General features: G+C 61.2%; 29 protein-coding genes. 17 read left to right on the top strand and 12 right to left on the bottom strand.

Annotation, left to right across the window (positions count from 1 at the left end; translation table 11 throughout):
• Window positions 1-111 precede the first annotated feature (111 nt).
• The 3 genes from NW858_RS05445 to NW858_RS05455 all read right to left on the bottom strand — a co-directional run bounded on the left by NW858_RS05445 (window position 112) and on the right by NW858_RS05455 (window position 2,240).
• Window positions 112-1,371 carry an MDR family MFS transporter gene (locus NW858_RS05445; RefSeq protein WP_414520068.1) on the bottom strand — a complete coding sequence of 420 codons (1,260 nt, stop codon included), beginning with the start codon at window positions 1,369-1,371 and terminating at the stop codon, window positions 112-114.
• Window positions 1,372-1,452: 81 nt separating this feature from the next.
• Window positions 1,453-1,602: a hypothetical protein gene (locus NW858_RS05450; protein WP_414341815.1), complete on the bottom strand. Its 150-nt coding sequence runs from the start codon at window positions 1,600-1,602 to the stop codon at window positions 1,453-1,455.
• A gap of 344 nt (window positions 1,603-1,946) precedes the next feature.
• On the bottom strand, window positions 1,947-2,240 hold the full coding sequence (locus NW858_RS05455; protein ID WP_414333001.1) for a hypothetical protein: 294 nt from the start codon (window positions 2,238-2,240) through the stop codon (window positions 1,947-1,949).
• A 214-nt stretch (window positions 2,241-2,454) separates the two neighbouring features.
• On the opposite strand from NW858_RS05455, the gene NW858_RS05460 reads away from it, so the two are divergent.
• The 3 genes from NW858_RS05460 (at window position 2,455) to NW858_RS05470 (ending at window position 4,583) form a co-directional block, all read left to right on the top strand.
• Window positions 2,455-2,697 (top strand): Ycf34 family protein, encoded by a 243-nt coding sequence (locus tag NW858_RS05460; protein WP_011434378.1) that lies wholly within the window; start codon window positions 2,455-2,457, stop codon window positions 2,695-2,697.
• 143 nt (window positions 2,698-2,840) lie between these two features.
• Window positions 2,841-3,854, top strand: coding sequence for an oxygen-dependent coproporphyrinogen oxidase (hemF, locus tag NW858_RS05465; RefSeq protein ID WP_414333037.1), 1,014 nt, complete (start codon window positions 2,841-2,843; stop codon window positions 3,852-3,854).
• 24 nt (window positions 3,855-3,878) lie between these two features.
• On the top strand, window positions 3,879-4,583 hold the full coding sequence (locus tag NW858_RS05470; protein ID WP_414333000.1) for an alpha/beta hydrolase: 705 nt from the start codon (window positions 3,879-3,881) through the stop codon (window positions 4,581-4,583).
• A 1-nt stretch (window position 4,584) separates the two neighbouring features.
• Here the strand turns inward: NW858_RS05470 and NW858_RS05475 are convergent, their stop codons facing one another.
• The 4 genes from NW858_RS05475 to thrC form a co-directional block, all read right to left on the bottom strand.
• Window positions 4,585-5,172 carry a DNA-3-methyladenine glycosylase gene (locus NW858_RS05475; protein ID WP_414332999.1) on the bottom strand — a complete coding sequence of 196 codons (588 nt, stop codon included), beginning with the start codon at window positions 5,170-5,172 and terminating at the stop codon, window positions 4,585-4,587.
• A 17-nt stretch (window positions 5,173-5,189) separates the two neighbouring features.
• Window positions 5,190-5,465, bottom strand: a complete 276-nt coding sequence (locus NW858_RS05480) for a ubiquitin-like small modifier protein 1 (protein ID WP_414332997.1) — start codon at window positions 5,463-5,465, stop codon at window positions 5,190-5,192.
• A 35-nt stretch (window positions 5,466-5,500) separates the two neighbouring features.
• Window positions 5,501-6,025: a fasciclin domain-containing protein gene (locus tag NW858_RS05485; protein WP_414332996.1), complete on the bottom strand. Its 525-nt coding sequence runs from the start codon at window positions 6,023-6,025 to the stop codon at window positions 5,501-5,503.
• A 93-nt stretch (window positions 6,026-6,118) separates the two neighbouring features.
• Entirely contained in the window at window positions 6,119-7,459 is a 1,341-nt protein-coding gene (thrC, locus tag NW858_RS05490) for a threonine synthase (RefSeq protein ID WP_414520069.1), read from the bottom strand.
• Between the two features lie 307 nt (window positions 7,460-7,766).
• Here thrC and mnmG point away from each other — a divergent pair, with 307 nt between their 5' ends.
• Window positions 7,767-9,701: a tRNA uridine-5-carboxymethylaminomethyl(34) synthesis enzyme MnmG gene (gene mnmG, locus NW858_RS05495; RefSeq protein ID WP_414520070.1), complete on the top strand. Its 1,935-nt coding sequence runs from the start codon at window positions 7,767-7,769 to the stop codon at window positions 9,699-9,701.
• Here mnmG and tsaD read toward each other — a convergent pair.
• Complete coding sequence (gene tsaD / locus NW858_RS05500) at window positions 9,662-10,759, bottom strand: tRNA (adenosine(37)-N6)-threonylcarbamoyltransferase complex transferase subunit TsaD (protein WP_414332990.1); 1,098 nt, start codon at window positions 10,757-10,759, stop codon at window positions 9,662-9,664. The genes mnmG and tsaD overlap by 40 nt on opposite strands.
• A gap of 191 nt (window positions 10,760-10,950) precedes the next feature.
• On the opposite strand from tsaD, the gene NW858_RS05505 reads away from it, so the two are divergent.
• From NW858_RS05505 to NW858_RS05515, 3 genes are all read left to right on the top strand, one after another.
• Window positions 10,951-11,496: a Photosystem I reaction center subunit III gene (locus tag NW858_RS05505; RefSeq protein WP_414332988.1), complete on the top strand. Its 546-nt coding sequence runs from the start codon at window positions 10,951-10,953 to the stop codon at window positions 11,494-11,496.
• A gap of 69 nt (window positions 11,497-11,565) precedes the next feature.
• Complete coding sequence (locus NW858_RS05510) at window positions 11,566-11,685, top strand: photosystem I reaction center subunit IX (RefSeq protein ID WP_011434365.1); 120 nt, start codon at window positions 11,566-11,568, stop codon at window positions 11,683-11,685.
• A 99-nt stretch (window positions 11,686-11,784) separates the two neighbouring features.
• Window positions 11,785-12,255 (top strand): photosystem I reaction center protein subunit XI, encoded by a 471-nt coding sequence (locus tag NW858_RS05515; RefSeq protein WP_414332986.1) that lies wholly within the window; start codon window positions 11,785-11,787, stop codon window positions 12,253-12,255.
• A gap of 12 nt (window positions 12,256-12,267) precedes the next feature.
• Here NW858_RS05515 and NW858_RS05520 read toward each other — a convergent pair whose 3' ends face one another.
• The gene (locus tag NW858_RS05520) at window positions 12,268-12,447 is read right to left on the bottom strand and encodes a CsbD family protein (RefSeq protein ID WP_414332985.1); all 180 of its coding nucleotides are present in this window, start codon (window positions 12,445-12,447) and stop codon (window positions 12,268-12,270) included.
• 376 nt (window positions 12,448-12,823) lie between these two features.
• Here NW858_RS05520 and NW858_RS05525 point away from each other — a divergent pair, with 376 nt between their 5' ends.
• The 9 genes from NW858_RS05525 (at window position 12,824) to NW858_RS05565 (ending at window position 20,587) form a co-directional block, all read left to right on the top strand.
• Window positions 12,824-13,213: a ribonuclease III domain-containing protein gene (locus NW858_RS05525; RefSeq protein WP_414332983.1), complete on the top strand. Its 390-nt coding sequence runs from the start codon at window positions 12,824-12,826 to the stop codon at window positions 13,211-13,213.
• 32 nt (window positions 13,214-13,245) lie between these two features.
• A complete protein-coding gene (gene rlmB / locus NW858_RS05530) occupies window positions 13,246-14,331 on the top strand; it encodes a 23S rRNA (guanosine(2251)-2'-O)-methyltransferase RlmB (protein ID WP_414332981.1) in 1,086 nt (361 codons plus the stop codon).
• Between the two features lie 49 nt (window positions 14,332-14,380).
• Window positions 14,381-14,638: a DUF1816 domain-containing protein gene (locus NW858_RS05535; protein ID WP_414332979.1), complete on the top strand. Its 258-nt coding sequence runs from the start codon at window positions 14,381-14,383 to the stop codon at window positions 14,636-14,638.
• The gene (locus NW858_RS05540) at window positions 14,638-14,955 is read left to right on the top strand and encodes a 2Fe-2S iron-sulfur cluster-binding protein (RefSeq protein WP_414332977.1); all 318 of its coding nucleotides are present in this window, start codon (window positions 14,638-14,640) and stop codon (window positions 14,953-14,955) included. The genes NW858_RS05535 and NW858_RS05540 overlap by 1 nt, the downstream gene beginning before the upstream one ends.
• A 61-nt stretch (window positions 14,956-15,016) precedes the next feature.
• Window positions 15,017-15,223, top strand: a complete 207-nt coding sequence (locus tag NW858_RS05545) for a hypothetical protein (RefSeq protein WP_414332976.1) — start codon at window positions 15,017-15,019, stop codon at window positions 15,221-15,223.
• 379 nt (window positions 15,224-15,602) lie between these two features.
• Window positions 15,603-16,433, top strand: a complete 831-nt coding sequence (thiD, locus tag NW858_RS05550) for a bifunctional hydroxymethylpyrimidine kinase/phosphomethylpyrimidine kinase (protein ID WP_414520071.1) — start codon at window positions 15,603-15,605, stop codon at window positions 16,431-16,433.
• A gap of 23 nt (window positions 16,434-16,456) precedes the next feature.
• Window positions 16,457-17,014 carry a GDYXXLXY domain-containing protein gene (locus NW858_RS05555; RefSeq protein WP_414332972.1) on the top strand — a complete coding sequence of 186 codons (558 nt, stop codon included), beginning with the start codon at window positions 16,457-16,459 and terminating at the stop codon, window positions 17,012-17,014.
• Between the two features lie 52 nt (window positions 17,015-17,066).
• Complete coding sequence (locus NW858_RS05560; protein ID WP_414520072.1) at window positions 17,067-18,338, top strand: peptidase C39 family protein; 1,272 nt, start codon at window positions 17,067-17,069, stop codon at window positions 18,336-18,338.
• A 353-nt stretch (window positions 18,339-18,691) separates the two neighbouring features.
• Window positions 18,692-20,587: a hypothetical protein gene (locus NW858_RS05565; RefSeq protein ID WP_414520073.1), complete on the top strand. Its 1,896-nt coding sequence runs from the start codon at window positions 18,692-18,694 to the stop codon at window positions 20,585-20,587.
• A 27-nt stretch (window positions 20,588-20,614) separates the two neighbouring features.
• On the opposite strand, the gene NW858_RS05570 is transcribed toward NW858_RS05565, so the two are convergent.
• A complete protein-coding gene (locus NW858_RS05570) occupies window positions 20,615-21,052 on the bottom strand; it encodes a hypothetical protein (protein ID WP_414520074.1) in 438 nt (145 codons plus the stop codon).
• 179 nt (window positions 21,053-21,231) lie between these two features.
• On the opposite strand from NW858_RS05570, the gene NW858_RS05575 reads away from it, so the two are divergent.
• The gene (locus NW858_RS05575) at window positions 21,232-21,759 is read left to right on the top strand and encodes an adenine phosphoribosyltransferase (protein WP_414427025.1); all 528 of its coding nucleotides are present in this window, start codon (window positions 21,232-21,234) and stop codon (window positions 21,757-21,759) included.
• A 194-nt stretch (window positions 21,760-21,953) separates the two neighbouring features.
• On the opposite strand, the gene NW858_RS05580 is transcribed toward NW858_RS05575, so the two are convergent.
• Window positions 21,954-22,523, bottom strand: a complete 570-nt coding sequence (locus NW858_RS05580) for a hypothetical protein (protein ID WP_414338444.1) — start codon at window positions 22,521-22,523, stop codon at window positions 21,954-21,956.
• Between the two features lie 61 nt (window positions 22,524-22,584).
• The gene (locus tag NW858_RS05585; RefSeq protein WP_414509408.1) at window positions 22,585-23,688 is read right to left on the bottom strand and encodes a glycosyltransferase family 4 protein; all 1,104 of its coding nucleotides are present in this window, start codon (window positions 23,686-23,688) and stop codon (window positions 22,585-22,587) included.
• Window positions 23,689-23,710 lie beyond the last annotated feature (22 nt).

Raw genomic sequence — 23,710 nt, forward strand, 5'->3', positions numbered from 1 at the left:
TCGGCATCCTCACCCAAAAAACTGGGTCTCAAGACCCATCTTTGAGGACGGATTGATCCTAACAAGCTACTGGCCAAGCCGGGATCCCCAGATCCGCTTCTTTCCTGCGCTTTAGGGCTCCATGACCAGAGGCGCTGTGGCTCTATTCACCTTGCAGGGGAGAATGCGGTTTAGAAAGCCGAGGATCCCCAAAACCAGGCCGACGCTGATCACCCAAAAGACCCACAACCCGCTTGCCCACGGTTGCGGCAAGTCCAAGGCCATCCCCCCAATCATGGGGCCAACGGCAAACCCCGCCGCCCAACAGAGGGAGTTGACCGACAGATACACCCCCCGCAAGTGATCCGGCGCCAAATCCGCCACCAAAGCAGAGGCAGAGGGGTTATAGCTCACCAACGCCAACGAGAGCACCATCAGAGCCAAGGCCGCCATCCCCAAAGCCGGCACGGTTCCCAACCCTGCCGCCAGGCCGCTGAGCCAAACCAGGAGAAATCCCACCCCCCACATTAGGGCGGATCCCTGCAACCCTTGGACGCGCGTGCGGCGGTTTAGCCAACGGGCCACCGGCATCTGCAGCAGAGCAATCAGAGCCCCATGTAAGGCAAACAGAATGCCGATTTGCACCTCTGGGATCCCTACCCGATTGCGGAAGTAGAGGGGCATGCTGCTGCTGAGCTGAGCGATGTAAGTGGTGAACAGGATATTCGACAGGCCAAACACCAAGAGAGAGCGATCCCCAAGGGCGGTTTTCCAACCTGCTAACACAGGCTCTGTCGCCGAACAGGTGGCCCGGGTTTCCCGGATGAAAAACCAGAGCACCGCCAAAAAGATTAGAAAAGTAACACCATCGATTACAAACAAGAGCCGATAGGCCCCCGTCAGAGCCACCAGCGTGCTGGCCATAGCCACCCCAAGGCTGAGACCCAGGCTATCCCCCAGGCGGTTGAGAGCGTAGGCTTCGTTGCGCTGCTCGCGCGTGGTTAGATCCGCTACAATCGCTTCTGCAGGCGGCCAGTATAACCCTTGCCCCAAACCTGCCGCCACGTTGGCCAAGGCAAAACTCCAGAACTCGTAGGAGAGCGCAAACCCAAAGGATCCCACGGCAGAAATAGACAGCGAGAGGATCAACGTGGAGCGGCGCCCCCAAGAACCATCGGCCATCGAGCCGCCCAGGATGCGGCCAAACACCCCGGCAAAAGCCATAACGCCCAGCCCCAAGCCCACTTGGGTGGCGGTCAGCCCTACCCGATTGACAAAAAAGAGGGTGGCATAAAACAGGGTAAAGCCGGTTCCGGTTTGGGAAAGCAGCCGACCGATGAAGATCAGCCAGACCTGAAAACTGAGCTTCGGCCACCAGGAAGGGATCCGCATAGGGGCTGTAACGGAGGACAAATTATCTAGGCTACGGGATCCCGCTTGCCGACGCCAGCGCCCGGGTAGATCAGGCCCAGCCTAATCTCCATTGCGAGAACGCCCCTCCTGCAGAGAGCCAACAGACAGGGCAATCAATTCCCCCAAATTCAAATACTCGCTCAACAGCCGCGCCAACCTGTACACTCGGTAGTCGAGCTGCGCCAAGCTATTGTCCATCACCTTCGTCACTACAGCACACCCATCTTCCTGAACTGACTTGCAGCCCTCTCCTAAGCCATCCTCAGCCGGCTCGCCCCTGCAAGCAAGGCAGCAAGACCAGCCAAGAGGTCAAACGGTACAGCTTCTTACCACGTCATCTCCCTCAGCCAAGGTAGATCCATCCCTTGCATAGATTAGGATCCTGCTTGGCTGCAGAACTCTCCTGAAGGTGGAAAAAGCTGTCAGGCCTTCCGACTCAATTATAGACAAAATCTGACGGAGTTTAAACAAGTATTAAGCAGAAAGCCCCGCTGGCCACCGAAACGGCTGGCCAACCTGCGGCATCCTTAGCGCCGGAAGGGGCCCACTGGCTGCTAGCCGACGGCCATCCGCGACTTGGCTGCCACAGCTCGCTCTTCCTCTGCCTCAGGGGGAACGGCCACAAACTCGATGTGGTTGAGCAGGGTGGTCACAAAGGCGAAGAGCAAAAAAGGCAGGGAAATGACCAAAATCAGGGCGATGGTGAGAAAGGCATAGAGGGGGCTATTCATCAGGGAGAGGGCAGCGCCCAGGCTGGCAAAGATGACAATCAACCAAATGATGATCTGGCCGTAAATATCTCCAAAGGAGAGGGTGCAGGTGAAGCGGTAGCGGGTGTGGGTGTTCATGGCAATTCCTTGGGATAGCCTGGATAGTTCGATCCTAGAGGCAGATCCAGCCTCAGCCTGAGAAGTATGTCGAGATTCTAGATGAGAGACGAGGAGATGCCTCTGTTTGCTAAGAAATATCTCAAGAGCCGGCTGAGAAAGAGGGGATCCCCTGTCTAGAAAAGGGCCGGATGCTACTCTCGAGATCGGGAACCGTCTCTTGCAGGCAGCAACCATGTGTATTTGTATTCACTGCTACTACGTAGACCGCTGCACCACCTACCATGCCGTGGAAGCGCAGCATCAGCAGCCCCATCTCACTTTGACGCCGGATTTTGAGCCGCAAGGCCCCCAGATCAATGTCAATATCCGCAACGGCGGCACGGAGATGGAATGGGATGTGGTGGGCTGCCAGAGCTTTCGCGAGGAACGGAACAAATGGGCGCGGCTCCGTCCCTACGAGGCGGTTCCCACGTAAGATCCTAGAATGGCCTGGACCTAAGCTGCGCACTGTACCGTCTAGGGGCGGTCAGAGCTCTTGAGTTCGGTTGCCCCAGCTTGAGAGGGTTTGTTGGGACTGGGGATGTTTTTGGCAAGTTGCGAGAGATAGTGAAGACGATGATGCTGGCCTCAAGCCCGACAGCGCTGCCGGTGGATGCCCGCCAACAGGTGAGCCGGTTCATGCAGCGCCTACAGGATGACATCTGTGCCCGTCTGGAAGCCCTGGATGGCAAAGCCAAGTTTCGCGAAGACCGTTGGGAACGCCCTGGCGGAGGGGGTGGGCGCTCGCGGGTCATCCAGCAGGGAGACGTATTTGAGCAGGGGGGAGTCAATTTTTCCGAGGTGTTCGGATCCCATCTGCCCCCCTCGATTCTGAAACAGCGCCCAGAAGCGGCAGGGCATTCTTTCTATGCCACCGGCACTTCCATGGTGCTGCACCCCCGTAACCCTTACGTGCCGACGGTTCACCTGAACTATCGCTATTTCGAGGCGGGGCCGGTTTGGTGGTTTGGGGGCGGCATGGATCTCACCCCCTATTACCTGTTTGAGGAGGATGCGGCCCATTTTCACCGCACCATCAAGGCGGCCTGTGACCGCTTGGATCCCGCCTACTACCCGGCTTTCAAGATCTGGTGCGACCGCTACTTTTTCCTGCCCCACCGGGGTGAGGCCCGCGGCGTTGGCGGCATTTTCTTCGACTATCAGGATGAGCGCCCCGGCCTCCTTTACCGTCCTGAGGGTCAGGCAGAAGGGGATCCCGACCAGCTTGCGACTGAACCGCCACCGCTGCAAGTGCGGGTGGGATGCCGCAGTTGGGAGCACCTTTTTGAGCTGGTGCAAGCCTGTGGTGAGGCCTTTTTGCCGGCCTATGTGCCCATTGTGGAGCGGCGCCAGGGAATGGAATGGGGGGAGCAGGAGCGACAATTCCAGCTCTATCGGCGCGGGCGCTATGTGGAGTTTAACCTGGTCTACGACCGGGGCACGATCTTCGGGCTCCAGACCCAAGGCCGCACCGAGTCGATCCTGATGTCGCTGCCGCCGTTGGTGCGCTGGGAATACGGCTACGAGCCGCAGCCGGGCACCTGGGAAGCCAAGCTCTACCAGGTTCTGCGGCACCCCCAGGATTGGGCATAGTTTCCCCGTCGGGAGGATGTCTGTGTGTCTCCCCCTTTGCCCCTCGCCTACCGCTTTCAGCCCCCCCGCCAAGCCGGCCTGGGATCCGCACCTGTGTTGGTGATGCTGCACGGGATCGGCAGCCACGAGGGGGACTTGTTCCAGTTGGCTCCCTATCTGGATCCCCGGTTTGCGGTGATCAGCTTGAGAGCCCCCATTGCTTGGGGTGTAGGCGGGTTTGCCTGGTTTGAAATGGCCTGGACGCCGGAAGGGCTGGTGGGGGATCCGCAGCAGGCACGCGATAGCCTCCAGCTCCTGAGCCGCTTTCTGGAGCAGGTGTTGCCGGATGGGCTCCCGGATCTTTCTAATCTTGCTTTGGATCCAGGCCAGGTGTATTTGCTGGGGTTTAGCCAGGGGGCGATCATGAGCCTGTATTTGGCTCTGACCCAGCCGGAGAAGCTGGCAGGGGTGGTGGCGATGAGTGGGCGCCTATCTCCAGAGATCCTGGCCGAGGCGGTGGAGCCGGAGCGGATGAAACACCTGGCCATCTTGGCGGTTCATGGCACTGCCGATGCCGTTTTGCCGATTGCTTTTGGCCGCCAGATCCGGGACTATTTCGCCCCGTTGCCGCTGAACTTCACCTATCGCGAGTACGAGATGGGCCATGAAGTTGCTCCGGAGAGCCTGCGGGATATTCAGACGTGGTTGCAAAACCGGTTGGATAGAAGAGATTCGCCAATGAAAGCGTGACCTAATAGCGCGACACCGTCGGATGATCCTTAATGTACCAGCGCCAGGGGAGCTCGGCCCCATGGGTAATGCCAATGCGGGTGGTCTGGACGATGGGCAACTGTGCTTCCCAAGCGGGGGATCCCTCTAGCCAAATGCCTTCCTGGCCGGCTTCCGCCCGCTCCAGCCGCCAGCCGTTGTGGGATCCGTCGATGCGCAACGCCTGACAGAGCAGGCCCGGCCCTGACGCCACCCGTGCAGGCTTCGAGCGCTTACTGGCCGGGATCCACTCCGGCAGGCAATCCAACTGGGCTGCCCGGATCAAAACTGCCGAGGGGATCCCTTCCGCGTCGGTGACGATGTTCAAGCAGTGGTAGAGGCCGTAGATGCGATAGACGTAGAGATGGCCCGGCGGCCCGAACATCACCTGATTGCGCCGGGTCTTGCGGCGATAGGCGTGGCAAGCCGGATCTCCGGCGGTGTAGGCTTCCGTTTCCACGATCTGGGCCCGCACCTGCAGCCCATCGGCAAATTGCCGCACCAGCACCATGCCCAGCAAAGCAGGCGCCACCAGCGGCGCCGGCTGGCTTAACCAATCCCTGGGATCCACGGCAGGCTCGGCAGCCCTCAGCCCCCGGCAACAGCAGGGACGATGCTCACCTCATCCCCATCCTGAAGAGGGGTGTCGGAGCCGTTGAGGAAGCGAATGTCTTCGCTGTTGACATAAAAATTGACAAAGCGGCGCAATTCCCCCTTCTCGTCGCACAGCCGCGCCTTGATGCCCGGATAGCTCTGCTCCAAGGCCTCCAGCAACTCCCGAACTGTGGATCCCTCGCAATTCACCACCTCCTGATCCCGGGTGAGTGCCCGCAGCGTGGTGGGAATTAACACCTTGACCGCCATAAGCCAATGCTTCGTCCACGACCAACATTAGAAGACTAGGGTAGCAGCACCCCGTCAATGCCGTGAATCACCCCGTTCGAGACGGGAATATCCGCCAGGTTCACGTTGGCCCCGTTGACCCGGATGCTGCCATCGGATCCCACCTGCACCCGCAGCGGCAGCCCTGCCAAGGTGGTCAGAGTAGTCGATTGGCCGGGCCGCAGGTCAAACGAGGTAATCCGCCCCGGCACCACATGATAGGTGAGGATGCGGGTGAGCTGATCCCGGTTGGCCGGCTGCAACAACGTCTCTACGGTGCCCGGCGGCAGTTGGCCAAAAGCTACATTGGAAGGGGCAAAGATCGTAAATGGCCCCGGCCCCGCCAACGCTGTATTCAGCCCCGCCGCCCGCAAAGCCGCCGCCAACGTCGAGTAGCTGCTGGGCAAAGTTTCCAGCTCAACGGCAATGGTGTTCAGCCCCTGGGGCCGAGCCGTGGGAGCCAAAGCAAGAGGGGTCAACACAGCCACCGCCACCGGCAGGCAGCGACGCGCAAAGTGACGGACAGAACGAAAGATAGGCATGGTGCAAAGCTCCTGAGCAGGTGGGCCTTTACCAGGGATTGTAACAGTTCTTCATTAAGACTCCGTTAAGAGCCCAGGGGGATCCCCCTCGCTTCAAACCGAGGCCTCTTGCCAGTCCAGCCGCTCCAGCGTACGGGCCCGATCCAGCGCCTGTTCAAAGCTCTCCAGCTTGGGCGAGATCAGCAGCGGATGGCCCACCTGCGCCTGTACTGCCTCCTGGGTCTTCAAGCCATTGCCGGTAATATAGGCAACCGTAACCGCCTCAGGATCGAGCTGGCCGGCTTCGGCCAGGTGTTTGAGCACGGCGATGGTGGTGCCGCCGGCGGTCTCGGTGAAGATGCCCTCGGTCTCGGCCAGGAGCTTGATGCCAGCGATAATCTCAGGATCCGTAGCCGTCGCGATCTGGCCGCCGGTCTTGCGGGCGATCTCCAGGGCGTAGATGCCGTCGGCAGGGTTGCCGATGGCAATCGACTTGGCAATGGTATTGGGCTTAACAGGAGTAACAAAATCCCGCCCTTCGCGAAAGGCCTGGGCAATGGGCGAGCAGCCCTGGGCCTGGGCGCCATGGAAGGTAACCGGCTTCTCCGCCACCAGCCCCACCTTCACAAACTCCTGGAAACCTTTGTAAATCTTGGTGTACAGGGATCCCGACGCCAGCGGGATCACCACCTGATCCGGCAGTTGCCACCCCAGTTGCTCCACCACTTCGTAAGCCAGGGTTTTCGAGCCTTCTGCGTAGTAGGGGCGCAGGTTGATGTTGACAAAGCCCCAGCCGTAGCGATCGGCCACCTCGGCGCAGAGGCGATTGACCTGGTCGTAGTTGCCCTCCACGGCCATGACGATGGGGTTGTAGATGAGGGATCCCAGCACCTTACCCGCTTCTAAGTCCGCCGGGATGAAGATGGTGCAGTCCAAGCCGGCGTGGGCGGCAATGGCGGCGGTGGAGTTGGCCAAGTTGCCCGTGCTGGCGCAGGAAACGGTGGTAAAACCCAGCTCCTTGGCGCGGGTTAGGGCCACCGACACCACCCGATCCTTAAAGCTGAGGGTGGGCATGTTGACGGCGTCATTTTTGATGTAGAGGTTTTTCAACCCCAACCGCCGGCCCAGCCGCTCCGCCTTCACCAGAGGCGTCATGCCGGTGCCCACATCGATGGGCCGCTCCGAAACCACCGGCAGAAAAGGCCGATAGCGCCAGATGGACAGCGGCCCGGCCTGGATGCTCTGCCGGCTGACGGCGCCCTTGAGCCAGTCGTAGTCGTAGACCACTTCCAGGGGGCCAAAACACAGGTCGCACACGTGCTTAGCCACCGGCTCGTACTCAGCCCCACATTCGCGGCAGCGCAAGCGGCTGAAGCCCACCTGGGGGTTGCGCAGGGCAGGAGCCGCCGGGGCAGCGGCAGGCACGAGCGGGCGTTGGGAAAGGGTTTGCGTCATAGGGAGCCTCAGGCAGGAGAAAGGGCTGGATCTTGTTTACCCATCGTCGGGGGCCATCTTATCACCCCCGATCTATCCCGTCAACCAAACCCGACTAAAATGGTCTGGATTAGATCCGACTGGGGAGAGCGGGATCCTGGCCGGTTTGGGCAGCCTCGGGGCGGCAAACTGGTGGGGGTCTGGCCAAGGAGCCTTTTCCTCTTGCCGAGATTTGGGGATAGCCCTCTATCCATCGCTAGACTGGAGAAACAAGCTGTAACAACCCAATTGGGATAGGGGATCCCGGTAGCCAGCAAGGGGCAATCCGATGCTCAAAGTTGGACGAGACAACGTGGACTTTCTCGACCACTACGACGTGATCGTCGTGGGTGGGGGGCATTCCGGCTGTGAAGCGGCCTTGGCGGCAGCACGCTTGGGCTGCAATACCTTGATGCTGACGTTGAACCTGGACAAGATTGCCTGGCAGCCCTGTAACCCCGCCGTGGGCGGCCCGGCCAAGTCGCAACTGGTGCACGAAATCGACGCCCTTGGCGGCGAGATGGGCAAGGTTACCGACCGCACCTATTTGCAAAAGCGGGTGCTCAACCGCTCGCGGGGGCCAGCAGTATGGGCCTTGCGGGCGCAAACCGACAAACGCGAGTACGCGCGGGTGATGCGCTCGGTGGTGGAAAACCAACCCAACCTGACCCTTCGCGAGGGCACCGTCACCGACCTGGTGCTGGGGCGCAACGATGAGGTGGTGGGCGTGGTTACCCACTTTGGCAGTGTCCTCGGCTGTCGGGCGGTGATCCTGACCACGGGCACCTTTCTGGGGGGGCGCATCTGGATTGGCCGCCACTGGCAACCTGCCGGCAGGGCGGGGGAATTTGCTGTCGAAGGCCTGACCGACACCCTGCGCCAACTGGGCTTTGAGACGGGCCGGCTGAAAACCGGCACCCCTGCCCGTGTGGATCGCCGCAGCGTCGATTTTTCCGTGATGGAGCGGCAACCAGGGGATCCCGACGTGCGCTGGTTTAGCTTCGACCCGGAGGTGTGGGTGCCGCGGGAGCAGATGGACTGCTACCTCACCCGCACCACGCCGGAGACCCATCGCATCATCCGCGAAAATCTCCACGAGACCCCGGTCTACGGCGGTTGGGTGGAGGCCAAGGGGCCTCGCTACTGCCCCAGCATCGAAGACAAGATCGTCCGTTTCGCCGACAAGGAAAGCCATCAAATTTTCATCGAGCCGGAAGGGCGGGATCTGCCGGAGCTCTACATCCAGGGGTTCTCGACGGGGATGCCGGAGAAAATCCAGATCCAGATGTTGCGCTCCTTGCCCGGCCTGGAGCGGTGCGTGATGCTGCGGCCTGCCTACGCCGTGGAATACGACTATCTGCCGGCTACCCAGCTCTACCCCACCCTAATGACCAAAAAAGTGCAGGGGCTGTTCTGCGCCGGCCAAATTAACGGCACCACCGGCTACGAGGAGGCGGCAGCCCAGGGGCTCATAGCCGGGATCAATGCCGCCCGCCTGGTGCAGGGCAAACCCTTGGTCACTCTGCCGCGCGAGTCCAGCTACATCGGCACCCTCATCGACGACCTCTGCACCAAAGAGCTGCGGGAGCCCTACCGCATGCTCACCAGCCGCTCCGAATACCGTCTTATCCTGCGCGCCGATAATGCCGACCAACGCCTCACCCCCCTGGGGCGGGAATGGGGCCTCATCGACGACCGCCGCTGGGCTCTTTTCCAGGCCAAGCAAGCCCGCATTGCCGCCGAGATCGAGCGCCTGGAAACCCAGCGGGTTAAGGCCCACGACCCCGCCGGGATCCACCTCAGCCAACTGACCGGCCAGGGGATCAAAGGATCCGCCACGCTGGCCGAGATCCTGCGCCGCAACCCGATCCACTACGCCGACCTGCTGGAGCTGGGCTTGGGCAATGAGGAGCTGGATCCCTTTGAGCAGGAGGCAGCAGAAATTGCCGTCAAATACAGCGGCTACATCCAGCGGCAGCAGAACCAAATTGAGCAGGTGAGCAAGCAGTACCACCGCCCCCTGCCCCCCGATCTGGACTACCACTCCATCCCCACCCTCTCCAAAGAGTCGCGGGAGAAACTGGCGGCCGTCCGACCCCTGACGGTGGGCCAGGCCGCTCGCATTGGCGGCGTCAACCCCGCCGACATCAACGCGCTGCTCATCTACCTCGAGGTGCGGCAACGTCAGAGGGCAACGGCAGAACCCGTTAGCACCTCGCGGTAATCTCTGCCACCCTTGCCGTAGAGGGCAGGGATCTCTTCCAGGGGCAGGCGCGAAGCTACGCCCAGATCCAGGGGTGAGATCTCTCCCCGCAGCCAGTGGCAGAGGCCGGCTGCCCCGATCATGGCGGCGTTGTCGGTACAGAGGGCAACAGGCGGGATGATCACCCGCAGGCCCTTGGGTCGGCCCGCTTCCAGCAGGCGAGCTCGCAGCTCCCGGTTGGCGGCCACCCCCCCTGTAACCAACAGGGTCGAGAGGCCCAGCGCCTCGGCACAGGCCACCGCTTTTTCGGTCAGCACGCGGGTGAGGCAGGCCTGGAAGCTGGCAGCAATATCGGCCACGGGCAGTTCCCGGCCTTCCTGCTGCAACTGCTGCACCAGGCGCAGCACCGCCGTCTTAAGGCCGCTGAAGCTGGTGTCGTAGGGGTGATCCAGCTTGCCCGCGGGCAGGGGGAAGCGGTTGGGATCCCCTTGTTGCGCCCAGCGGTCGATCGGCGGCCCGCCCGGATAGCCCAGCCCCAACAGCCGCGCCACCTTGTCAAAGGCTTCGCCGGCAGCATCGTCACGGGTGCGGCCCATCGTCTGGTACTCCCCATAGTCCTTCATCCAGATCAAGCTGGTGTGGCCCCCTGAAACCAAAAGGCAGAGACAAGGGGGACGCAAGTCGGGCTCGGTCAAAAAGCCGCTGAACAGGTGGCCCTCCAGATGGTGCACCCCGATCAAAGGTTTGTTGTAGAGCAGGGCCAAGGTCTTGGCCCCCATCAGCCCCACCAGCAGGGATCCCACCAGGCCCGGCGCACAGGTGACGGCAACAGCATCCACCTCGGCCACGCCCAGCCCGGCCTGGTGCAGCGCGGACTCCAGCACAAAGGGCAGAGTTTCCACGTGGCGGCGGGAGGCCACCTCCGGCACCACGCCCCCATAGGCCGCATGAAGGTCAATCTGGCTGGCCACCACAGAGCTGAGCTGCCGCGGGGCAAACCCCGGCCAGGCCGCATCTGCCTCCACCACAGCCACAGCCGTTTCATCACAACTGGTTTCGATGGCGAGGACGCGGGCCATGGGAGAGCAAGTGGGGGAAAAGGGGTGGGAACGCTTCAGGATCCTTAAGAATTGTGTGAGCTAAAACTCGGGATCCGTCGAGGTGAGGCGCTCAGGAGTATGATACTAACCGTTTAGTGCCTGTTTCTGCACTTAGCATTCCTGCACATTTAGACAGATCCTAGACCCCTAGCTCAAGGACACATCCTGCTATGCGAACCCTTTTGAGTTTCCTTTTGGCCCTCTGCATCGCGCTTGGCCTTGCCCAATCTGTGCAGGCAGAACCCTTGATCGGTCTGAAGCCTTGCAGCGAAGTTCCCGCTTTTCAGGCCCTGATGAACGAACGCCTGAGCAGCCTCGAAGAGAAGATCCTCAACGCCAGCCCTGACCTGGCTCCTCTCTACCAGCAAAAGCTGGCCCAAACTGAGAAGCGCTTTGAACGCTACAGCAAGCTGCTCTGCGGCGAAGAGGGCCTGCCCCACTTGGTTACAGATGGTCGATTGAATCATGCGGGCGAGTTTCTCATCCCCGGCCTGCTTTTCCTCTATATTGCCGGTTGGTTGGGCTGGGCCGGACGCTCCTACCTGATTGCAGTTCGAGATGAGGAGAGCCCGGAGATGAAAGAAAGCCTAATCGATGTAGCGCTGGCGCTGCGCTGTTTCCTCACGGCTCTGGTTTGGCCCGCGGCTGCTTTGAAGGAAATTGCCAGCGGCGAAATTCAGGAGCCAGAAGCTGCTGTGCCCATCTCGCCCCGCTGAGGAACCTCAGCCCGGCCTTCCTTAACTCGATTATCGGTTCATTATCTGTTCAACTCTTGAGAGGCATCTATGGCTGATTTCACCAAGTTTCTCACCACTGCTCCGGTGGCCTTTATCCTGTTTTCCAGCTTCGTTTTTGCCCTGTTTATCGAGATCAATCGCTTCTTCCCGGACATTTTGACGTTCTGAGTGGAAGCAGGGGATCCCCGCCACGACCCGTGCCCGGCGGGATCCCTGCTTTTTTGAGCTTTTTTCCATCTCTTTTGAACCGGACACAGAGTTGCTGAAATGGTCGAACCCAATGCCGATCCCGCTCCGTTGAATATGAATAGGGGATACGTCACCGTCCCCGAAGGAGATCCGCAGATTGGCGATCTCTGGACGCCGATCAACCACGCGTCTGTTGTCCGTCTGTTGATAGACTGGTTGCCCATCAACCGACCGGGATTGAGCTCCATTTGGCGGGGCTTGGAAATCGGCATGGCCCACGGCTATTGGCTGGTCGGCCCCTTTACCAAGCTGGGGCCGCTGCGCAACGAGTCCATCGGTCTGCTGAGCGGCTTTCTGGGAGCCTGTGGCCTGATCTTAATCCTGACGGCAGCCCTCTCTCTCTACGGCACTGTCTCCTCGCAGCGCAACGGGGGATCCCAGTCTTGGAGCGAATTGGCGGCCGGCTTTTTGATAGGGGGGATGGGCGGGGCGATTGTCGCCTATCTGCTTTTGCTCAACGGAGATCTGTTATTCCCCAATTTCGGCTAAGCGGTTTCCTCTCTAGTCCATCCCCTCATCTGCGACGTCTTTGAGGGACTCTTCAGCCGTCTGTTGAGCAGCAGCTTCGGCCAGTTCGGCTTTACTTTCCAGCTTTTCGCGTTGATCGCCGGCCAGCTCGCCCACTGCTTCCTGGATTTGGCTCTTCTTGAGGGGGGGAGTCACTTGCTTGTCAAGGCTCATAGCGTCAGACCCTTGCCGGTACCGCTTGGTTTGTCATGGTTGTTCTAAGCACGATTAAAACACTTTGCCTCTCTCACAAGGGGAGAGGGGAGCTGGAGATCAACGGACAGGCTGTTTCATACCCTTTGCAATGACCATAACCAGCGCTTTTTCTTCCCCAGCTTCGTGATCCAAATCACTTACAGAAGCGGGGGTTCAGGGCGACAGGGAGACTGGCAGCATGGCGGAAACTTGCCCTAGCATGGACTGGATCGGCCCGGATTGAGTCTTGAATTTGTCATGAGCCGACAGCAGCGGTTCTGGATATTTTTTCAACGAATGGTTGTTGTAAGCTGTTGTGAGCGATCTGCTGTCCGACCCCACTGCTGAAAGATCTTTGGCCGAAATCCGTCGCCTATCGCCCGCAGCCTTGGCCTACTTGGGAGATGCCATTTATGAACTGCATGTGCGGCGGCAACGGTTGTTTCCGCCGGATCGGCTGGAGCGCTATCACCAGCAGGTGGTGAGGCGGGTGCGCGGCTCGGCACAGGCCAAGTTGTTGTTGGCGCTGTTGCCCCATCTCAACCCCGAAGAGCAGGAGATCGTCCGCTGGGGTCGCAATGGCTGCGGTCGCCCACCCCGGCATCTGCCTCTGGCCGATTACCAAAACGCCAGCGGCCTGGAAACCGTTCTGGGCTATCTCTACCTGGTCAATCCCGAACGACTTCGCCATGTCCTCGCCCTCACCGATGTTTTGGCTGAGACCCTGGGCGAGGAGGAAGGCTAGGATAGTCTTTCGTCTTTACCTCTTCCACGCCCATGCCCAAGCCTTCTCAGCGCAAACCTGCTCTACGGCTGTCTCGCTCGGGCAAACTGCAACGGCGAGGAGCAGGGCAATCCGTCGGCAAGCGGGGACAGTGGCCCAAACGCCGAGATGGGGGGCCCAAGCTTGTCACTCAAGAGGCTCCCCGCCGCAACGCACAACGGCAGTCGCCTCAAGGCCAGGTGGATTCTCAATTGACAGGCAAACTGGATCCCGGCCTTCCCATTGACGGGACAGGGGTCTTGCCGGAAGAAGCCCAGCCTCAGGCCGAGTTGGAGCAAGAGATTATCTACGGCCGCCAGACGGTACTGGCTGCTCTGAGAAGTCAAGCTACCCTCAACCGAGTTTGGATCCTGCCAAAGTTGCGCTACAGCCCGCCCTTTTTCTCTCTGCTGGAAGCAGCCAAAGGGCGGGGCACCGTTATCGATGAGGTATCTCCACAACGGCTGAACGCCCTCACGGCTGGTGCCAATCACCAGGGTATCGCCGCCCAGGCCACGCCTTATCAGTACATGGATCTGGAGGATTTGGTGGAAAAAAGCCGTCAGGCCGGCCCCCATCCGGTGCTGGTGGTGCTAGACGGGATCCAAGATCCCCACAACCTGGGGGCTATCGCCCGCAGCGTGGAAGCGTTTGGTATGCAGGGGATGGTGATCCCCCAACGGCGGGCGGCAGGGGTAACCGCGACGGTGATGAAGGTGGCGGCAGGAGCCCTCTCCACCTTGCCGGTGGCGCGGGTGGTGAACTTGAATCGCGCTCTAGAATATCTTAAAGAGCAGGGGTTTTGGGTCTACGGCACCACCAGCCAAGGGGCTCCCCCCGTCTACGGCGCCGATTTTCGCCGTCCCATCGCCTTGGTGGTGGGATCGGAAGGGGAAGGGATCAGCCTGCTCACCCAGCGCCACTGCGATCAACTGCTGTCGATCCCCTTGGCGGGCCGCACGGAAAGTTTGAATGCTTCGGTGGCAGCGGGCATCGCCCTCTATGAGATTCACCGGCAGCGCTCCCCCCACCAGCTCAAACGCGCCGAGGTCGAAACATTTCTCAACAAATCGTCAACAAAAGCAGTAGAATCTAGTTGATGATTGCCAAAGATCCCGAACGATCTTTGGCACTTGTGAATAGGGGGGGATGGATCCCGTGAGCAACTCTTTAACCAGTCTGTTGGATAGGCTGCTTGGCTTATCGGTTTGGATCGAGATCACCACCGACGACTGCACCTACTACTACGGCCCCTTTGCCAGCGAGAGAGAGGCAGAGGCGCATAAGAGTCACTACATCGCCGACCTGGAGGCGGAGGGGGTCAAAAGGATCGAGGCTCAGGTGAAGAAAATGCGCCAGCCGCAGTCGCTGACGGTGGCCCGCACTCCTTCGCGGGTGGGTTCCTAATGGCGGCTATGGTTTATCAAGTAACTGTCCATCACCGGGGCCAGACCTACCGCTTCCCCGCCGCGGCGGATCAGACGGTTTTACAGGCGGCTCTGGAGCACGGCCTGGAGCTACCTTCCTCTTGTCAGGCGGGAGTTTGCACCACCTGTGCAGGGCGGCTGAAGTCGGGATCCGTGACCCAGGTGGATGCAATGGGGATCGGGCCGGAACTCAGGGCTCAGGGCTTTGTCCTGCTGTGCGTAGCTTACCCTACCTCTGATCTGGAGGTGGAGACCGATCAAGAGGAAGAGGTTTACCGTTTACAATTTGGCTCCTAGCCGTGCCGGATCCCACGCCTGCTTCTACGCCAGTTTATTGTGGGATGGTTTTCGACAGCCTGTGAAGCTGCATTTTCTCCGCCTGTCTTTGCCCCTGAGTTGGCCGGTTTCTGCTTCTCAACTGGAGGGATCCCTTCTCCAGCAAGTGGCCGAGGAGTTGGGGCGGCCAGCCTCCCTACTGCGCTGGAGCCTGACGGCGGTGGAGGGGGAGAGGGCTTGGGTAGAGGTGGTGGCTACCACCGCGGATGGCTCTCCAGATCTAGGCTAGAACAGCCCACTCCTATGGCTATTTCAAACCCGATTCAGACACTCCCTCACCCCCAACCCCTCTTCCAGAGGCCCTCACCCCCAACCCCTCTCCCAGAGGGAGAGGGGAGTTAGAGCGGCGGGTTCGTGACAGCGTTGCGTAGCAATAACGACGTGACGAACCCATTTGATATTTGAAATGACTATGGTTGGCTTCTTGACGGGCGTCTGGAAGCGTTTTCCCAATACCTCAGCGGTCTCAGACTATCGGGAACCAACAGTTTCACTGCTACGTTGAAAAGATGATCGATATCGATTGATGGAAATGACTATCGGTACCCTCGGCAGTTTTTGTCGTTTGGCCAATGTCTGTCCCCACATCTGAACCAACTCCGGCTCCAATGTTGGCCGAGCAGCATCCCCCTGTCGCCCTCACCATCGCTGGATCCGACAGCGGTGGCGGAGCGGGCATTCAAGCAGATCTGCGTACCTTTGCCTTCCAGCGCGTACACGGCTCTTCCGCTCTGACCTGCGTGACCGCCCAGAATACCCTGGGGGTTACCCGGGTGGATCCCCTGCCGCCGGAGGCAGTGGCTGCCCAGATTGAGGCGGTGGTGCAGGACATCGGGGTGCAAGGGATCAAAACCGGCATGTTGCTCAACGCCGAGATCGTGGGGGAGGTGGCCCGGCAGGTGGAGCGCTGGGCGTTGCGGCCGCTGGTGGTGGATCCGGTGATGGTGTCTCGCACGGGAGCTAAGTTATTGGCCGATGAGGCCATTCAGGCCATCTGCGAGCGGCTGATCCCCTTGGCTCAGGTGCTGACCCCCAACCGCTACGAGGCCCAGATTTTGGCAGGGCTGGAGCTGCAGTCGCTGGCAGATATGGAGGCGGCGGCCCGGCGGATCCGCAATTTGGGCTGTGGGGCGGTGCTGGTCAAAGGTGGGGGCATGCCGGGGGAGTTGCAGGGGGTGGATGTGTGGTTCGATGGCGAGCGGCTGGAAGTGCTGAAAACGGAGCGGATCCCCACCCGCCATACCCACGGCACCGGTTGTACCCTCTCGGCGGCCATTGCGGCGCAACTGGCCTGGGGCAAGGATCCCTTGGCGGCTACGCTGGCGGCCAAAGCCTATGTAACAGAAGCGCTGCGGCATCCCTTGGCCATTGGCGCGGGGCAGGGGCCGGTGGGACACTTCTACCCGCTTTTGTCCGAGGTCGACAAACCTGTGCCATAAGAGAGAAGTCGCTCCCTCTGGCTATGTCGAATCTTTTTAAGAAGGGATCCCTGCCCCAATGGCGGTTTTGGCTGGCCCTGCTGCTGCAACTGGGCATTGTTCTGCTGATACCGGCTCGGCAGGCGCTGACCCTCGCCACCGGAACTACGATCTACTTGCAAACGGCCCCTCTGGATCCCTATGACCTCTTGCGGGGCCGGTACGTGACCTTGGGTTACGTCGTCGATCGCCGCTCCACCCTGGAACAACTGCCGGGTTGGTCATCTGAATTGGACAGACCAGGGATCCTGTATCTGCGCTTAGCTCCCTCCGGCGGGGATCCAACTCAACCTTGGCAAGCCATCGGTGTCAGCCGGGACATGCCCAAAGACGTGAAGCCTGAAGAGAAAGTGCTGCGAGGCCGGTTTGACGGGTGGCGGCTCAAGTTTGGCATCGAAGAATTTTTTATTCCCGAAGCGGTGGGAGATGTCCTGGAAGAGGATATTCGGCGTTATCCCGAAGCCACGCGGGCAGAAGTGAAAGTGGATCCCTGGGGCAAGGCAGCGTTGATTGGCCTCTGGGTAAGAGAGCGCCGCTACTAAATGCCCTTTTGCAGAGTCATTGTGTCCGGCTTTTAATGGGGGCAAGCCGACCATGCGGGTTGCAGAAGGCCAGAGCGGTTGGCAAGGGCTGTTTGGGCTGGTCAGCGCGGCTGTACTGCTCCTGCCCGCGTTGGCCCAGCCGGCTCCAATTTCTCCAGGACTCTTGCTGATGCAAACCCAGACCCACTCCACCTATCGCACCGGATTGCAGCGCTGGCAGGCCCCCCAAGGTTTTCAGGACTGGTCAGCCCGCGGGATCCGGCTGAACCCCCAAGGGCAATTGTTCTTGGATCCAGAGGGCTGGCGGCAAGCAGTCAGCTCTGAAGCACCTGAGTCGGCGTTTCAGGGCCGGCCTTTTTATCCCCCCGGCAGCTATTGGGTGGGAGAAGCCGTCAGCCCGGAAGTTCCCGCCAGCTTTCCTCTGGTGGAGGCGATCGTCTCCTGGAATGCCACCACGCCCCCCGGCACCTGGTTGGAAGTGGGGATCCGGGCCAAGCTTGCGGGGCGCTGGACGAAGTGGTACCACGCTGGGGTGTGGGCCGCCGATCCGGCCACCCTGGCCAGCCACTCCGTGCGCGGGCAGGCAGATGAGGACGGCAACCTAAACACGGATTTGTTGGTGCTCAAGGATACCCACAACGGGGCAGAGGCTTTTCAGGTCAGGGTGCGCCTATTCACACAAGAGGCGGGCCGCTCTCCCCTGGTGGATCAGGTGGCGGTTGCCTTTTCCAACCAGCCGGCCCAGCCCAGCCACCTCTCCCCTGGGGATCCCAGCCGCTGGGGCCAGGTCTTGGATCTGCCCTTGTGTTCCCAGATGGTCTATGCCGACGGGGGAGCAGCTTGGTGCAGCCCCACCTCTTTGGCGATGGTGATGGCCTACTGGCAGCGGGATCCCCGCCCCTGTGAGCCGTTGGTGCGCGCCGCGGCGGCCGGGGTGTACGACCGGGTTTACCAGGGCCACGGCAACTGGGCCTTCAATGTGGCTCATGCGGCCGAGCGAGGTTTGGCCGGCGTGGTGGCGCGGCTGCAGAGCCTGGCCCAGGCAGAGGCCTGGATCGCAGCAGGAGTGCCGGCTATCCTCAGCTATGCCTGGGGCGAGGGAGAGCTGGAGGGGGCGCCGATCCCCAAAAGCAACGGCCATCTGGCGGTGCTGGTGGGGTTCAGCAGCCAAGGGGATCCCATCCTCCAAGATCCGGCGGCCAAGACCAATGAAGAAGTTCGCCGCACCTACCGCCGCGACCAGCTAGAGTCTTTGTGGTTGGCACACTCCGGGGGTACTGTCTATTTGATTTATCCGCGAGGGTGGCCAATTCCAGATCCATAGGTTAGCGACAGTCTCCCACCGTGCCGGATGCTTCTGCTTGAAGAGGCTGGGATCCCGTCTCTGGCCATCGAGCGAACAAACGCAGACACAACTTGGCAAGCACCCAACTGCCATCTGGCTTTTCGGCGGGGATTTGAGTAAGGATGTAAAGAGTGAGGAGTGTAACTCACCTGTGGGTGAGGGCAGTTGGTTATGAATAGAAATGCAGTTCAGGGCCTGAGGCATTGGCCGGGCTGGCTCCTGCAGCAGGGAAGGTGCTGGGCAGTTTTCGCCAGCTCGTACGCTGAGGAAGACAGATATGGAGGTTTGGGTTCCCGCCATTTCCCAGTTTGGGGGAGAGGATAAGCTGCATCATGCCACGACGGGTTTCCCCTGCACCGCTATCTCTGCCGGCGCTGAGTGCCCTGGTGCTGGCCCTCTCGGCCTGCGGCGAGCTTTCTTCCTCTAATTTGTCTCCCAGCGTCGTTCCCCCTTCTGCCCTGCAGCCGGTTTCCACCCCAACTCCCCTCGTCCCCTCCGCTTTTGCCCTCACGCTCGAACAGGCCCGCCAATCGGGTTTGGCGGTGCCCAACAATCGCATCGTTTTGCTGCTCCAAGAACAGGGATCCGATCTGGTGGCCCAGCTCCCGGCCTCAGAGGTGGAGCGCTGGCTGGCCCGCACCCCCGCCTGGCCGGGGGCGGAAGGGATCGACTTGAGCATTACCCTGGGCAGCTATCGCCAGACCGCCACCGCGCCCCTGCGCCCAGGACAACCGGCCACCTTCACCTTTACCAACCCGCCCGCCGGCGAAGCGGAGCTCAGCGCCGTCGCCTACCGGGGATCCACCACCTTGGCGCAAGGAAAGGGATCCCTGACCCTTTCTGCCCGCTCTGGGGGCTCTGGCGGGGCCAATCGCCGCCTGGCCATGTTGGTGCTCTCCGACGTGGGGGTGCCGCTGCTGCACACGGGCTCGGGGGTGCCGGCGCCTGGCCAGCCGCTGCTGTTGTCGGGAGAAAATCTGGAGCGGGCAGAAACGGTTTTGTTTGCTTCAGCCGCCAATCCCGAGCGCCTCCTGAGGGGGGAGATCCGCTCCCGCAGCGGTGACCGTCTGGCGGTGATGCCGCCTTCTTCTCTTTCCGGCTCCGTTTGGGTCGCTGTTGCCGATGCTGCAGGGCAGGGGCTGGGTACACTGGTCTATGATTGGCCTGTGGCGACTCCCGCCCCCACTCCCACTGCTCCGGCAGCGTCGGCTTGGGTGGTGGAAACCTTGTTGGATGGCCGCACGGCGCCTGCAGCAGATCCGTCAGGCAACACCGGCAGCGAGTCCAGAATCTACCTACAGCAGATCGGGGGCATTGCCGTGGATCCAGAGGGCTCCCTCTACTTAGCCGACCCAGCTCAGCACCGGATTTTCCGGCTTTCTCCAGAGGGGGAATTGGAAGTTTGGGCCGGCACAGGCCAAGCAGGCCGCCGCGACGGAGCAGCCGACCAAGCTGAGTTCGACTCCCCACAGGGGCTGCTCTGGGATCCCAAAGGGGGATTGTGGGTGGCCGACAGCGGCAACCACTGCCTACGCCACATCAGCCCTCAGCGGCAGGTAACCACCTTTGCCGGCACTTGTGTAGCCGGCTACCGCGATGGGGAGCGTGACCAGGCGCAGTTTCGCGAGCCCTTTGGCCTGGCCTCGGGTTCAGATGGTAGCGTTTACGTGGCCGACCGTGCCGACCGCCGCATCCGCCGCATCACCCCTGCAGGTGAGGTGGCCACGGTTGCCGGCACCGGCCAGCCGGGATCCGCCGATGGCCCGGCAGAGCGGGCCCAGCTCCTGCAGCCCACGGCCCTGGCGGTGGACAGGGAAGGGAATCTCTGGATTGCCGATCAGCATCGCCTGCGCCTGTTGTCTGTTGCCGGACAACTGACCACCCAATCGGATCCAGAGGCGGGCTACCGCGATGGCCCCCTGGCGGAATCCCGTTTTCGCTCTCTCGCCGGGCTGGCCTTCGATAGTTCAGGCGTCCTCTGGCTGGCCGACCGAGATAACCAGCGCATTCGGCGGCTTCAGCCTGGGGGACAAGTTTCCACCCTGGCCGGACAGAATGAGCCTGGTTGGCAGGACGGCCCCACCTCGGCGGCCCGCTTCCAGCAGCCTGCCGGTTTGGTGGTCTTACCGGATGGCAGTGTGGTGGTGGTGGACCCTGGCTTGCCGGGCTTGCGTCGCATAAGCCGTGTCGCCTCTGGGCGCGCTACCCCAACTCCTGTAGGCCCTTGACCCGTCGCCGTCTGGGGGATCCCTTACTCACTCAATCACCAGATTTTTCGGGCCGGCGTTCACCTCGGGGCGACCCTGATTGAAGTTAGCCAGGAACGTGTCTGGATCCTTGAGGCTGAAGACCAGCTTTTTGCAGGGTACTTGCAGACCCAGCGGCCCCAGCAGAGGGATGAAGAGGGTCTTTTCCTGCAGCAGCGGGATGGCAACCACCCCCTGGGTGCTGGTTACCGCGCCCACCAGCCCCTGGAAATCGGTACGCACGCCCAGGCCGTAGAACCAGGGCCAAGAGAAGCGCTCCCCTTGTCCCAACTCACTCAGGGAGAAGGTTTCGTTGAACAGGTTGCCCGCCCGGACAGTTAACTTGTCCTGCAGCAGATCGACGTAAGCCGACTCACTGCCCACCCCAAACAGAGCCAGCGGCAAACTTGCCAGGGGATTGGAGTCGATGGCCATGTAATAGCGCATGAGAAGTCTCCGAGGTCAGGAACAGAAAGACCAGGTAAGCCGCGGCTCCCAGCCCTGCCAATTATAAAAAATCTTCCCCGCTGCCGAACGGACAAAAAGGGATCCCATCTGCCCTTAAGCTAAGTGGGTATGATGGGTTGCGTGCTTTCTGCAAGCCGCTGGCCAACGAGGAAAACAGGATGGATTTGCGCGCCTTCATCCGCTTGGTGCCCGATTTTCCCAAACCCGGGATCCTCTTTCGGGATATGACACCCCTGCTGCAGGATCCAGCAGGCTTCCGGGCTGCTATTGAACAATTGGCCGCCGGCACCGCTGCCATGGGATCCCTGGACTATGTGGTGGGCATCGAGTCGCGCGGCTTTATTTTAGGAGCTGCCTTGGCTCAGCATCTGGGTTTGGGATTTGTCCCGGTTCGCAAGCCGGGCAAGTTGCCACCGCCGGTGCTCAGCCAAATCTACAGCCTGGAATACGGCCAAGACCAGCTGCAACTCCATGCCCACGCCCTGCGCCCCGGCAACCGAGTGGTGATCGTAGATGATGTCATCGCCACCGGGGGCACCGCCGCCGCCACCGCCCAATTGGTGGCCCAGAGCGGGGCTGAGGTGGGGGGGTTTGCCTTCTTGATCGAGCTGGCTTTCTTGTCGGGCCGCAAGCTCCTGCCCCCTGAGATCCCCACCCATGTGGTGATGGTGGACGAATCCAACTGAACTCCCAAACAGAACGAGGAAATTCTTCTGGATCCCTGTGGGCAGGAAGTTGGGCCTGGATGCGCGGTTCTACACCCCTCATCTTGGGCTGCAGATAGCAGGGCGACGGCCTGGCCTTGCTATGCTTCCCATCTCCCCTCTCCCTTTGGGAGAGGGGCTGGGGGTGAGGGCACCAGAGCGCTTTGTAGGCAACCTCACCGCAGGTGTAGCGGCTGGCGGACGCCCACCTCTGGTGCTTTGGCTTTGGGCAGAGGTTGGGTCAGGTGGCTGAGCTGAGCTTGCGCCTGCAGTTGTTCCTCAATCCAGTCGGCCAGCTCCCGCATGTAGAGGGCCACATGAATTGCCTGGTCGCGCCGCAGCGGCTCCACCCCTTTTGCAGCCAGGCGGGCCAAGATAACCGGATCGCTCAGCTCTTCCAGGGCGGCAAAGTCTTCCGGCCGGTCAAACCCCAGCTCTGCCATTTTTTCGAACACATATCCCAGCCGCAGGCCCGTGGTCTCACACTGGGCTTCCCAGGGATCCCTCAGGACAAGGGCAGCAGTGCGGTAGGCCGTTTGGGCAATGGAGCGCCAGGTGCCGCGGTGGATGCGCAGGCTAAGCTGCTGCTGATTCCAGCCCAGGGCTTCCCGCACCAGCAGGCCGCAATTGCAGCGAGTACTATCCCGCCAGCAGTACTCGCGATCCCAAAAGCCCCAGTGCTGGGCCTGTAGGCGATCAGCAGTGCGGCGCAAAAGGGCCGCCAGCTCCGGTGTAGGACGCATCATCAAGGCGGCAGAGGAGATCTCTTCCAGTCTAGGCAGGCGGGCGGCTGGGAACAACCCAGGCTTAATCCTTTTTTGAATTAACTGAATCTGTTGCTTGAACCTCGGTATCTTCAGCAGCCAAAGACCGTTGCCGCTGACGCTGGCGTTGCCAGGCCCCCCAGCTTACTCCCGCCAACAGCAGCGAGGCGCCGCCCAGGTAGGTGCCCCCTGCCGGCAGGCCGGCCAAGGCCAAGGCCAGGGATCCCCCCCAAAGGGTCATGGCGTAGATCAAGAGCACTGAATGCCGCTGCGACAGGCCGGCTTTGAGCAGGCGATGGTGCAAGTGGCCCTTGTCGGGATGAAAGGGGGACTTGCCCCTGGCCAGCCGCTTGAGGATGACGGCAGACATATCCAGGATTGGCACGGCGAGGATAAAAAACGGCAGGGCCACCGCCAGCGTGGTCACCCCCTTGGCCACCCCAATGACCCCGATCCCGGCTAGGGTAAAGCCCAAAAAGTAGGCTCCCCCATCTCCCATGAAGATCTGAGCCGGGTTGAAGTTGTAGCGCAAAAAGCCCAGACAGGCCCCTGCCAAGGCTGCCGCCAGCATCGCCGCCGCCGGCCGATCCAGCAGCAGCGTTACCATCAGCATCACGACTGCCGCGATCCCTGACACCCCTGCCGCCAGCCCATCCAGGCCGTCCATGAAGTTGATGGCGTTGGCCATCCCCACCAGCCACAGCAGGGTAACCAGCAGGCTCAACCACACCGGGAAGGGCCAGAGGCCAAGGCGCGGTAGGTTGATGAACTCAATGCGCACCCCCACTCCCCAAGCGGCGGCAGCCACCCCAAACTGCATCGCCAGGCGGGAAAAGGGCGACAACTGAAACAGATCGTCGGCCAGGCCAATCAAAAAAAACAAAACGCCGCCGATCGTCACCCCCCAGATCTCGTACTCTTGCTCGGTGCGCAGCCCCGCGAACGCCCCTGCTCCCCAGAGCAAGAGCAGCGCCACCAGGTTGCCGAAAAAGATGGAAACTCCCCCCAGGCGCACCATCGGCTGCCGGTGGATCTTACGCTCATCGGGAAAATCCAACTGGCCGCTGCGGATCCCGACCGCCTTCACCATTGGGGTTGCCCACAGAACCACACAGGCAGCAGCGAGAAAGGCAACCAAGTAGGGCATGGCAAGCCGCGGAGAGGACTGC

It is taken from the genome of Synechococcus sp. H55.10, from assembly GCF_047502715.1.
Taxonomy (GTDB): domain Bacteria; phylum Cyanobacteriota; class Cyanobacteriia; order Thermostichales; family Thermostichaceae; genus Thermostichus.